At 68.9% G+C, this 11,297-nt stretch carries 11 protein-coding genes; 2 read left to right on the top strand and 9 right to left on the bottom strand.

From position 1 onward, the window contains the following. Positions 1-112: 112 nt before the first annotated feature. The 4 genes from EOT10_RS29630 to EOT10_RS29645 form a co-directional block, all read right to left on the bottom strand. Positions 113-799, bottom strand: a complete 687-nt coding sequence (locus EOT10_RS29630; protein WP_127831424.1) for an ABC transporter ATP-binding protein — start codon at positions 797-799, stop codon at positions 113-115. 50 nt (positions 800-849) lie between these two features. Beyond that, positions 850-2,304 (bottom strand): ABC transporter permease, encoded by a 1,455-nt coding sequence (locus EOT10_RS29635; protein WP_127831425.1) that lies wholly within the window; start codon positions 2,302-2,304, stop codon positions 850-852. Between the two features lie 134 nt (positions 2,305-2,438). After that, a complete protein-coding gene (locus EOT10_RS29640; RefSeq protein WP_189492223.1) occupies positions 2,439-3,710 on the bottom strand; it encodes a L,D-transpeptidase in 1,272 nt (423 codons plus the stop codon). A gap of 262 nt (positions 3,711-3,972) precedes the next feature. Further along, entirely contained in the window at positions 3,973-4,326 is a 354-nt protein-coding gene (locus tag EOT10_RS29645) for a hypothetical protein (protein WP_189492226.1), read from the bottom strand. 109 nt (positions 4,327-4,435) lie between these two features. Here EOT10_RS29645 and EOT10_RS29650 point away from each other — a divergent pair, with 109 nt between their 5' ends. After that, a complete protein-coding gene (locus EOT10_RS29650) occupies positions 4,436-4,717 on the top strand; it encodes a hypothetical protein (protein ID WP_127831427.1) in 282 nt (93 codons plus the stop codon). Position 4,718: 1 nt separating this feature from the next. Here the strand turns inward: EOT10_RS29650 and hutH are convergent, their stop codons facing one another. The 5 genes from hutH to EOT10_RS29675 form a co-directional block, all read right to left on the bottom strand. Next, positions 4,719-6,263: a histidine ammonia-lyase gene (gene hutH, locus EOT10_RS29655; RefSeq protein ID WP_127831428.1), complete on the bottom strand. Its 1,545-nt coding sequence runs from the start codon at positions 6,261-6,263 to the stop codon at positions 4,719-4,721. A gap of 38 nt (positions 6,264-6,301) precedes the next feature. Further along, complete coding sequence (locus tag EOT10_RS29660) at positions 6,302-7,453, bottom strand: GGDEF domain-containing protein (RefSeq protein ID WP_127831429.1); 1,152 nt, start codon at positions 7,451-7,453, stop codon at positions 6,302-6,304. 65 nt (positions 7,454-7,518) lie between these two features. Beyond that, positions 7,519-8,307 carry an enoyl-CoA hydratase/isomerase family protein gene (locus EOT10_RS29665; RefSeq protein WP_431313336.1) on the bottom strand — a complete coding sequence of 263 codons (789 nt, stop codon included), beginning with the start codon at positions 8,305-8,307 and terminating at the stop codon, positions 7,519-7,521. Positions 8,308-8,347: 40 nt separating this feature from the next. Further along, a complete protein-coding gene (locus EOT10_RS29670; RefSeq protein ID WP_127831430.1) occupies positions 8,348-9,460 on the bottom strand; it encodes an adenylate/guanylate cyclase domain-containing protein in 1,113 nt (370 codons plus the stop codon). A 494-nt stretch (positions 9,461-9,954) separates the two neighbouring features. Then, positions 9,955-10,815 carry a biotin--[acetyl-CoA-carboxylase] ligase gene (locus tag EOT10_RS29675; RefSeq protein WP_127831431.1) on the bottom strand — a complete coding sequence of 287 codons (861 nt, stop codon included), beginning with the start codon at positions 10,813-10,815 and terminating at the stop codon, positions 9,955-9,957. Between the two features lie 193 nt (positions 10,816-11,008). Here EOT10_RS29675 and EOT10_RS29680 point away from each other — a divergent pair. Beyond that, on the top strand, positions 11,009-11,297 hold a 289-nt coding region (locus EOT10_RS29680), incomplete at its 3' end, for a carboxyl transferase domain-containing protein (protein ID WP_317617370.1).

Consider the following 11,297-nt stretch of genomic DNA (forward strand, 5'->3'; position numbering starts at 1 on the left):
CTGTGCAACTTTCCCCCTGGTGACGGTAGTTCACCGATGAGAGACGCCGAACGGCCCCCCTGCATAGAGATGATGCAGGGGGGTCACCGGTTCTGCACTGGTACGACGGAAATCAGACAGCTTTCGAATTTTCCGTGAGGGTGATGCGGCCCTTGCGGATGGTGGCGATCCGCGGCGCCCGGCGGGCGATCGACGAGTCGTGGGTGACCATGACGAAGGTCAGCCCGTGCTCCTTCCACAGGGTTTCGAGGACGTCCATGATCTCGTCGCGCATGGACTCGTCGAGGTTGCCGGTGGGTTCGTCGGCGAGCAGCACCTTGGGGTTCTTGACGAGGGCGCGGGCGATCGCGACGCGCTGCTGCTGGCCGCCGGACATCTCGGAGGGCAGATGCCCGAGCCGCTCGCCGAGGCCGACCGACTCCAGGGCCTGCGCGGCGCGTTCACGCCGTTCGGCGGCCTTGAGACGGAGCGGTACGAGGGCGGTCTCGACGTTCTCCTGGGCGTTCAGCGTGGGAATGAGATTGAAGCTCTGAAAGACGAACCCGATCGATTCGGCGCGGAACGTGGTGAGCCGGGCCTCCGGAAGCTTCGCCAGGTCGACGCCGTCGAGTTCGATGCTGCCCGAGGTCGGCCGGTCGAGCCCGCCGAGCATCTGGAGCAGGGTGGACTTGCCGCCTCCGGTGGGGCCCTGGATGACGAGCCGGTCGCCGTCGCCGATGGTCAGGTCCACATCGACGAGCGCGTCGACGGTGGCCTTGTCCCGGCGGTACTGCTTGGTGACGCCCCTCAGCTGATACATGGTGCAACTCCTGCGGTACGTAGAGGTGTTCTGGAGGCCGCGCGGTGCGGCTACTCGACGCGGCGCAGGGCGTCGGCGGGCCGCAGCCGGGAGGCGCGCCAGCCGCCGAACCCGCCGGCGATCAGGCCGCCGGCGACGGCGAGGCCGACGGCGAGCGTGATGGTGGTGGCGCTGACGGGCGCGCTGAGGGCGATGTCGAGGCTCTTGCCGGCCGCCTGGCTGATGCCGGGACCTCCCATGACCACACCGGGCCCCCGACCGCCGCCACCGCCCGCACCGGAGCCGAGCTGGGCAGTCAGCGTGGGGCTGATGGCGGTGACGGCGTAGGCGCCCGCGAGGCCGACGGCTATGCCGAGTGCGCCGCCGACGAGCCCGTTGACGACGGCTTCGCCGACGACCTGGCGGGTGACGCGTCCGGACTTCCAGCCGAGCGCCTTGAGCGTGCCGAACTCCCGTACGCGGCGGGAGACGGCCGACGAGGTGAGCAGGCCCGCGACCAGGAACGCGGCGACGAGCACGGCGATGGAGAGCCACCTGCCGACGTTGGCGGCCAGGTTGGAGGCGGTCGAGAGGGACCCGGAGACGGTGTCGGCGAGATCGGCCGAAGTGGTCACCGTCGTACCGGAGATGTTCTTCTGAATACCGCGCTTGACGGCGGAGATCTGCTGCGAGTCGGTCGCCTTCACATAGACCGTGGTGATCTTGCCCTTGGCCCCGGCGAGGGTCTGGGCCTGCTTCAGCGGCAGGTACAGATCGGCGGCGGCGTCACCACTGTCGGGCGTGGCGATGCCGACGACCTCATACGTGACGCCCTTGATCTTGACGCTGTCGCCCAGGGCGAGCTTCTTCTCCTTGGCGTACGACGCGTCGGCGACGGCGACCTTGGCATCGGCCTCCGACGTCTTGAAGGCGCGCCCCTCGGTGATCTTCGAGGAGGTGCGCGGGCCGAGGCCCGCCTTCGTGACGTCGGTGCCGTACACGCTGTAGGAGTTGACGTCGAAGGAGGCGCCGCCGCCCTCGACCCGGCCGCGCGGCTCGCCGCCCGGGCCGCCCTGACGGGTCGCGCCACCGCTGCCCGGGTCCTGCTTGAACTGCCCGCGCTTGAACTGGCCGTCGACCTTCATCACCTGGAGGCTGAGGCCGCCCACGGCGTCGGCGACGCCCTTCTGGGAGGCGACCTTGTCGACCGTGGAGGCGGCCAGGGTCTGGAAGCCCTGCACCATGACGCGGTCGCTGCTCTGTTCCTTGCCGTCGTCCTTGGCGCCGAACTCGAACCGCGGCCGGCCGCCCTCGCCGGCCTTGGGCGCGGTGGCCGCCTTGGTGACGGTCATGTCGGTACCGAGGCCGTACAGGGACTGGAGGACCTTGTCCTGGGCCTGGTTCATGCCGGCGGACACGGAATTGACGACGATGACCAGCGCGATGCCGAGCGCGAGCCCGGAGGCGACGACGAGGGCCGCCTTTCTGCGGCGGCGCAGCTCGCGCCTCAGATAGGTGAAGAACATGCCGTGAAGCTAAGGACGCACCGTGACGATCGGATAAGTCCGGGATAAGAGGTCGATGAGAACTCCCGGAAGCACGCGAAGGCCCGCACCCCGTCACCGGGGTGCGGGCCTTCGCGGACGGCTCAGCGGTGCTGTCAGACGGCCGAACCGGCCGTCCACTGCGCCCAGTCCATGTTCCAGCCGTTGAGGCCGTTGTCCGGCTGGATGGTCTTGTCGCCGGTGTTCTTCACGATGACGACGTCACCGACGATGGAGTTGTTGTAGAACCAGGAACCCGGCGTCTTCGGGTCGTTGGCGCCCTTCGTGTCGGACAGGCCGACGCAGCCGTGGCTCGTGTTGGCGCTGCCGAAGATCGACTTGGCGCCCCAGTAGTTGCCGTGGATGAAGGTGCCGGAGGTCGACAGGCGCATCGCGTGCGGCACGTCCTTGATGTCGTACTCGCCCTTGCCGTCGTTGCCCTTGAAGCCGACCGTCGAGCCGTCCATCCGGGTCTCCTTGAACTTCTCGGAGATCACCATCTGGCCCTGGTACGTCTTGTTCTCCGGCGAGCCCGCGGAGATCGGGATGGTCTTGACGACCTTGCCGTCGCGGGTGACCGTCATGGTCTTGGTCTGCGCGTCGACCGTCGAGACCTGGTTGCGGCCGACCTTGAAGGTGACCGTCTTCTGCTGCACGCCGTAGACGCCGTTCGCGCCCTGGACGCCGTCGAGGTCCAGCTTCAGCGTGACCGTCGAGCCGCCGGTCCAGTAGTCCTTGGGACGCAGGTCCAGACGCTGGTTGCCGAACCAGTGGCCGACGACCTGCTGGCCGCTGCTGGAGGTGACCGTGATGCCCTTCTGGACAGCGGCCTTGTTCGTGATCGCCTTGTCGAAGTTGACCGAGACCGGCATGCCGACGCCGACGGTGGAGCCGTCCTCGGGCGTGAAGTTGCCGATGAAGCTGTTGGCCTGCGAGACCGTCGTGAACGAGGCGTTCTCGTGGGCCGTGCGGCCGCTGGAGTCGTTGGCCTCGGCCGCGATCTTGTAGACCGTGGCGCGCTGGAGCTGGCCGGCGGGCTTCCAGCTCTTCTTGTCAGCGGATATCTGCCCCTGCACGGCCGTACCGTCGACGGTCGTCATCGTCACGTTCGTGAGCGTGCCCTTGCGCACGGTGACCGCGGCGGCGTTGTTGATGCTGGCGTTGTCGGAGCCGTCCTTCGGCGCGATCTTGATCAGCGCCTCCGACGTCTTCTGCGCGGCGGCTTCGTCGACCTGGGCCTGTGACGACTTCTTGCCGCCGCCCTCGGCCCCGCTGGCCTTGCCGTCGCTCCCGCTGCACGCAGAGAGCACCAGCACTCCGCCGACCAGAGCGGACGCGGCCATCAGACCCTTGCGCCGCTTACTGTCCGTCATCACACGCTTCTCCATCGTCGCCAATTTCCCCAACAACCCCAAAAGACCGGTGGGCCCCGATCCCTGGCAGGAATCCCCGCAGCCCATGTAACGCCATGACCGGTTCGTCCCGTTCCCTTTCGGCCCCCGATGTGGGGGACGCCACGTCGGAAACTCCCGTGACCAGGCGTGCACCAGTGATAACAGAACTGTTCTGGTACCCCCTGTGAGACGACGAAACCCCGGCCGGCGGTTGCCGACCGGGGTTCCCCGATCACGCAGTCCGAACCGTCGCCGTCTACCCCCGCGCCGCGTCGTCGTCGAGATCGTCGCCGGATTCGTCATCATCCACGTCGAGGTCCCAGTCGGGCGAATCGGGGTCGTAGTCGACCTGTTCACTGGACCAGGAGGCCTGGACGAGTTCCGCCCCGGGAACGTCTCCGACCAGGTCGAAGGGGTCGACCAGATAGGCGAGTGCCTCCGCCTCGTCCTCGTTGACGGCCGACTCGGCGTGGGACCGCTCGTCGGCCGGCATGTCGACGTCCTCGGCGATGCGCTGCAACGCGGCCCCGGTGATGGCCGTGCCGTCCTCGATCTCCAGGACCAAATCGACCTGGAGCCGAACAAATCGTGATGTCTCAGGGGTGCTCATACGACGGAGCGTAAGCCTCGGGCCTCCCGTGACTTTCCTGTGACCCGCACCTTTCACTAACATCGGCTCACACGGCCAATTCGCCAGCACCACAAGGGGGATCGATTCCGTGTCCGCCGCACGACGATCGCTGCTCACCGCCACCGCAGCCGGGACGCTTCTGGCTGCCCTGTGGTTCGTTCCGTCCGCCAACGCGACGCCCGAGAAGACAGCGGAGGCAGACCAGCAGCAGACCGCGACAGCGGTGCACACACAGTCCGACAGCCAACTGCGCCTGGCTGACACGGGAACGGTCGACACGACCCCGTACCTGATCGGCGGCACGGCGTTCCTCGGCATCGGCGCGGGCTTCCTGACGTACTCGGTCAGAAGAGGCCGCACGGCGTACTGAACTAAACCAGCGGCCCCGTGACCGCCTCCACGGCCGCGACGAGATGCCCGCCCCGTACGAACGCTTCGGCGGCGGCGAGGTCGGGCGCGAGGAACCGGTCGGGCCCCGCCCCCCGAACTCCCGCGGCGCGCAGGGCTTCGATGACCGCACGCGACGCGGGGGCGGGGGCGAGCCCCTGCCTCAACTCGATGGCGCGGGTGGCCGCGTACAGCTCGACGGCGAGGATCCGTGTCAGGTCGTCGACCGCGGCCCGCAGCTTGCGGGCGGCGGACCAGCCCATGGACACATGGTCCTCCTGCATGGCGGAAGACGGAATGGAGTCCGCAGAAGCCGGCACAGCCAGCCGCTTCATCTCGCTCACGAGGGCGGCCTGGGTGTACTGGGCGAGCATCAGGCCCGAGTCGACGCCGGGGTCGTCGGCGAGGAACGAGGGCAGGCCGTGGGACCGGTTCTTGTCGAGGAGTCGGTCGGTACGCCGCTCGGCGATGGACCCGAGATCGGCGGCGGCGATCGCCAGGAAATCAAGGACGTAAGCGACGGGCGCGCCATGGAAGTTGCCGTTGGACTCGACGCGCCCGTCCGCAAGGACCACGGGATTGTCGATGGCGGCGGCGAGCTCGCGCTCGGCGACGAGCCGCGCATGGGCCATGGTGTCCCGCCCGGCCCCGGCGACCTGCGGGGCGCAGCGCACGGAGTACGCGTCCTGCACGCGCGGCGCGTCGTCCTGGTGGTGCCCGGTGAGCCCCGAACCCCTCAGCACGGCCAGCATGTTGGCGGCGCTGGCGGCCTGCCCCGGATGAGGCCGCACGGCCTGCAGTTCGGGCGCGAGCACCCGCTCCGTCCCCAGCAGAGCCTCGAGCGACAGGGCAGCAGCGACATCAGCCGCCTTATAAAGCCCCTCCAGATCATCCAAACCCAGTACAAGCATGCCGAGCATCCCGTCGGTGCCGTTCAGCAGGGCGAGCCCTTCCTTCTCGCGCAGTTCGACAGGGGCGATGCCATGGGCGGCAAGAAGCTCACCGGCGGGCGCGACGACCCCGTCGGGCCCCTCCGCCTCCCCCTCGCCCACGAGGGTCAGGGCGCAGTGGCTGAGCGGCGCGAGATCGCCGGAACAGCCGAGGGACCCGTACTCGTACACGAGGGGCGTGATGCCGGCGTTCAGCACGTCGGCGATCAACCGCGCGACGACGGGCCGCACCCCCGTACGCCCCGAGCAAAGGGTCTTGAGCCGCAGGAACATCAGCGCGCGCACGACCTCCCGCTCCACGCGCGGCCCCATTCCCGCGGCGTGTGAGCGGACGATGTTGCGCTGCAACCGGGCGCGCAGGTCCTGGCCGATGTGCCGGGTGGCGAGGGCGCCGAACCCGGTGGAGACGCCGTACACGGGCTCGGGCCCGGCGGCGAGCGCGTCCACGACCGAGCGGGCGGCGCCAAGAGCGCCAAGGGCCTCGGCGGAGATCTCGACACGAGCGTCACCCCGAGCGACGGCGACGACATCACCGGCACTGACCCCGGAAGCCCCCACCACTACAAGACGCACATCCATGTCGAGACCCTTCAGACCCCTCAGACCCTTCAGACCCCTCAGGCCCCCGTGTCCCGCCCGCGGATCCGCCGCCGTTCACCGCCGCCGAGGGCGGGCGGGGGCGAGTCGGCGAGGCGCACGACGGGATCGTCGGGCCCGTCGCGCCCGGCCACCACGGGCTTCACGGCCCGCAGGGCCTTGGCCCGGTACTGAGCGGCGTCGGCAAGCCGAAAAAGCCGCCGAGCAGTGAACACGTCACCGATCGGATCACCGGTAGAAGCAATGCCGCAAGCAACCCCGTCGCCCAACTCCAACTCGGAGGCGCGCAGGCACAGTTCCTCGCCGGCCCGCACCACGTCGTCGGCGTCGGGCCCCACGGTCACCAGACAGAACTCGTCGCCCCCGAGCCGCCCGGCAAGAGTTCCGGGCAGCATGGCCCCGCACAACGACAGCACGGACCCGAACCGCTCCAGCAACCGATCCCCAACCGCATGCCCCAACGAATCGTTGACGCGCTTGAGCCCATTGAGATCACAGACAACAAGCGAAACGACATCACCCCCCACCCGATGCCGCTCAATGGCTTCATCGAGCCGCATGTCGACGGCACGCCGATTGGCAAGCCCGGTCAGGGCATCCGTAAAAGCAAGCCGCCGAGCCTCCTCGAGCCGCTCGGTCTGAGCAATCCCCGCAGCAGCAACACTGGCAAGCACCGTCGCAAAGGCAGCATCGCCAGCCCCAAAGACCTCAGCGCCTTCCGGCCGGGCGACGTACAACTCCCCCCAGGCGCGCCCGTGGAGCACGATCGGGGCGACGACACAGCACCCGCGCCCGCGCCGGCGCAGGGCAGCGACGCGCTGATGGCAGTAACCACCCCCCTCCACGGTCCCCCCGGCGGTCTCGACCCAGGCACGCGGAGCGCCCCCGCCCACCCACTGCTCGTGCAGGAACTCGGTGATCTCCGGGAACTGGTGGACGGGATAGGTCTCGTCCTCCGGGAACTCGACCTCCCCTTCAGCCCGCTCGCCCACGTTCACGAGGACACGCAGCCGCCCCCGCTCGCGCTCCCACACGGACAGTGCCGCGAAGGTGCCGGACAACGCGCGGCAGGCGCCGAGCGCCGCCGCCCGCCAGGACTCACGCGGAGACTGCGCCGCGGCCATCCCCTGCGCCATCGCGACCACGGCCCGCAATCGGACTTCCTCTCCCATAACCCAAGATTAGGAGTGAAAAGCCCACCTCGATACATTCAGGACGCATACGAGGCTACGAATATTCATTCACCGGGCCACTGAGGCGCCCGCTTCTCATTGAAGGCGGCGACACCCTCAGCCCGATCCCCCGAGAACGCCACAGACCGCCAGGCAGCATCCTCGACCTCGAGACCGGCCTGCAGATCAAGCCCGTACCCCACCCGCAGCGCCCGCTTGGCAGCCCGGAGCCCGACGGGCGAATTCCCGGCGATCCGCCCGGCAAGCTCCAAGGCGGCCTCCCGATCGTCCCCCGCCCCCACCACCTGATCGACGAGCCCCAGCTCCAGCGCCTCGCGGGCCTCGACCCGCCGCGCGGAAAAGATCAGCTCGGCAGCCCGAGCAGCCCCCACCCTCCGAGGCAGCAGCTGAGTACCGCCACCCCCCGGAATAACCCCGACAGACACCTCAGGCAGCCCCACAACAGCGGTCTCGTCAGCAACGATGAGATCGCAGGCAAGAGCAAGCTCGAAGCCGCCCCCCAGAGCGAACCCGTGCACGGCGGCGACAACAGGCATGGGCAGCTCAAGAACACCCCCATAAGCAGCCCTCGTCACAGGCCGCTGCCGGACGAGCTCGGCATCGGAAAAGGAGTTCCGCTCCTTCAGATCGGCCCCCACACAAAAAGCCCGATCGGACGAAGAAGACAAAACAACAGCCCGCACATCACGCTCGCCGCCCAAAGCCCGACAAGCCTCGGCCACACTCACAGCCATGGCACTGGACACGGCGTTCATGGCCTTGGGCCGATCGAGAACGAGCTCGGCGACAAATCCATGCCGCCGCACCAAAACGAACTCTCCGAACCGGCTCACAGCGACCTCCCGGTTAACGACAGTTAACAGCGGGAGAATCCTAGATCGGCCGCCGAGTAAGAAGCCAGGGCTCGACAACCCCGAGCCCACGCACGGGCCGCTGCCACATGGGCTGCAGGGCGAAGCGGTACGAGGGCGCGTCCTCGCCCTCCTTCTCCGCGAGAGCAGCAGCCTCCGCCTCACTCACCGGCGCCTCACCGGACCGCTGCAACTCCTCGGCAAAGGCACCGTCCACCAGCACGGCGTCCCGGGGCGCTATCGATGTGAGCCGACTGGCAAGATTCACAGTCGTCCCAAAAACGTCACCCATGCGAGTAGTCACGGTCCCGAAGGCCATACCGACCCGCACCTCGGGCATGGTCTCGTCATTGGCCATGGTCTCGATGAGCCGCAGAGCGATCTCGGCAGCGATCCCGGCGTCATCGGCGGCGTACAGCACCTCATCACCGAGGGTCTTGATGAGCCGCCCCCCATTGGCGGCGACAAGGTCGGCGGCGGTGGTCTCGAAGGCCTCGACCAGCTCGCCGAGCTCTTCCTCTTCCATGCGCCGGGTGAGCCGCGTGAACCCCACAAGATCGGCAAACCCGACAGCGAGCCGCCGGTCGACCATTTCCTCGTCATCGGCGGCCTGCACCACGCGCCCCGTGGCCGCGGCAAGCTGCCGCCGCCACACGTAGACCAGAAACTCCTCCAACTCGGGCAGGAGCAGTTCCATCAACGGATAGGTGACCTCGGTACGGGTCATCCCGGGCTCGGGCGGCTCAGTAAGCCCTTCCAAAAACGAATCGATCTGCCACTCGGCCAACCTCGCCGTGGTCTGCCCGGTGGACCGAGCGACCTGAACGGCCATGGCCTCACTCAACAGCCCGGCCTCGACAAGCCCGGCGAGCCGCCGCAGGGCAAGCACATCAGCCTCGGTCAGGGCCTTGGCCTGCCCGATGTCCGCGAACCCCATGGCCCGCCAGAACCGGGAGGCGAGTTCCATGGAGACACCGGCGCTGCGGGCGGCCTGGAAGGGCGTATACCGCCGCTCGGCACCAAGGATGAGCCCTTCGAGACGGAGGGCAAGCGGATCCTCGCCACCGGCACCGTCCTCGACAGACTCGATGTCGGATGGGGTGCCCGCGCCGGAGCCCGAGTCGTCGACGGTCACGCCTGCTGCCCTTCCGATCTGCCGCGGTCATATATCGACCGGCCTCAACTTTACGGCAGGTGTGCCGCAGCTCACTCCCACAGCACCACAAGTCCACACCCGAGTCAGCCCCACCCCACCAGGCCCCGCAAGAAACGCCCCAGCCCGATTCACCCCACCCGGCAGCAGCCGCCCCCGAAACGGGCCACAGCCCGAGTCACGCCGCGAAGCCGCCCCACCGCCCAGCAGACCGCGTACAAGTACAAGACGGGCACAGCCCGAGTCACCCCCACCGGGCGGCAGGCCGCCTACGAGACGGGAGGGGACGTGGGGGCATGTGCGCGCGGAGCCACCAGCACCACGCGCACGGGACGCGAACCCCACGTAAACCCGTAGAACAGCGAGCACGTACATGCCCCCGCGGCCCCGCACCCAAAAACGCAACGACCCCTAACAACCGGGCAGCGGCTCACGAAACAGAAACGACACCCCACCACCAGTCGCCGCCGACAAGCTCACCGCAGATGAACGATGTCCCCGGCCCCCACAGGCTGCTGCACCCCGTCCGCGGAGGCGATGACAAGCCGCCCGTCCCCATCCACGGCAACGGCCTCCCCCACAAGCTCCTGCCCCCCAGGAAGCTCCGCCCGCACATTCCGCCCCAGCGTGGCGCACCCCGCGGCATACGTCTCCTGAAGCCGCGACACCGCAGGATCCCCACCCGCGGCCCGCCAGTCGACGTACCGCTCCTCCAGCGACCGCAGAACGGCCCGCAGCAACGTGTCCCGGTCCGTCGACGCCGCCCCGGCCAGCGCCAGCGACCCGGCCCGCGCCACCGGCAGCTCGTCCGCGCGCAGCGAGACGTTGAGTCCAATACCGACCACGACCCCGTCCCCGGCCCGCTCGGCGAGGATCCCCCCGGCCTTGCGCTCCTCGCCCTCGACATTCACCAGCAGGTCGTTGGGCCACTTGAGGGCCGTGTCGACGCCGGCGGCGCGCGCGAGCCCCGTGGCGACGGCCACCCCGACGAGCAGCGGCAGCCACCCCCACCGCTCGACGGGCACGTCAGCCCCGGGCTTCAGGAACACGGAGAAGAAGAGCCCGGACCGCGGAGGAGCGGTCCACTCCCGGTCGAGCCGCCCGCGCCCGGCGCTCTGCGACTCGGCGACGAGAACGGCGCCTTCGTCGACCTTGCCGCCGGAGGCGAGGGCCACGAGATCGGAGTTGGTGGACCCGGTGGCGGGAACAACATCAAGGGAGGACCACAGTCCTCCCCGCACGAGGGCACGCCGCAGGGCGGCGGCATTCAAGGGCGGCCGGCCAAGGTCCGACCACGGCTGATCGTCGTTCGCGTCTGAAGCATTTCGGGGCGTCATGCAACCCACCCTAGGTGTGGTAAACGCCGCACTGCCGAACGGTATGTGCGCCACTACGCTACGAGCCAGTAGCTACGCAGCAAAGCCCCACGCACCAAGCCGCACGCACCCCGCCCCACCCCCGCAGTCCTCACGTCACGTCACGCCACATCACGTCACGTCCCCCCTTGAGCAGCCAGGGAGCCGCATCCCGATGTCCGTTCCGGAAGAGCCCAACGTGCCCAGCGCCAGCGACATCCACACGACCGCGGGCAAGCTCGCGGACCTGCAGCGCCGGATCGACGAGGCCACCCACGCCGGCTCCGCGCGCGCGGTGGAGAAGCAGCACGCGAAGGGCAAACTGACGGCCCGTGAGCGCATCGAACTCCTCCTGGACGAGGGCTCGTTCGTAGAACTCGACGAGTTCGCCCGCCACCGCTCCACCGCGTTCGGCCTGGACGAGAACCAGCCCTACGGCGACGGCGTCGTCACCGGCTACGGCA

It is taken from the genome of Streptomyces antnestii, from assembly GCF_004005495.1.
Classification (GTDB): Bacteria; Actinomycetota; Actinomycetes; order Streptomycetales; family Streptomycetaceae; genus Streptomyces; species Streptomyces antnestii.

What these genes read in the sequence shown, in the direction of transcription:
- EOT10_RS29630 (WP_127831424.1), bottom strand. Translation starts at nt 799, where the DNA reads ATGTATCAGCTGAGGGGCGTCACCAAGCAGTACCGCCGGGACAAGGCC.
- EOT10_RS29635 (WP_127831425.1), bottom strand. Translation starts at nt 2,304, where the DNA reads ATGTTCTTCACCTATCTGAGGCGCGAGCTGCGCCGCCGCAGAAAGGCG.
- EOT10_RS29640 (WP_189492223.1), bottom strand. Translation starts at nt 3,710, where the DNA reads ATGGAGAAGCGTGTGATGACGGACAGTAAGCGGCGCAAGGGTCTGATG.
- EOT10_RS29645 (WP_189492226.1), bottom strand. Translation starts at nt 4,326, where the DNA reads ATGAGCACCCCTGAGACATCACGATTTGTTCGGCTCCAGGTCGATTTG.
- hutH (WP_127831428.1), bottom strand. Translation starts at nt 6,263, where the DNA reads ATGGATGTGCGTCTTGTAGTGGTGGGGGCTTCCGGGGTCAGTGCCGGT.
- EOT10_RS29660 (WP_127831429.1), bottom strand. Translation starts at nt 7,453, where the DNA reads ATGGGAGAGGAAGTCCGATTGCGGGCCGTGGTCGCGATGGCGCAGGGG.
- EOT10_RS29675 (WP_127831431.1), bottom strand. Translation starts at nt 10,815, where the DNA reads ATGACGCCCCGAAATGCTTCAGACGCGAACGACGATCAGCCGTGGTCG.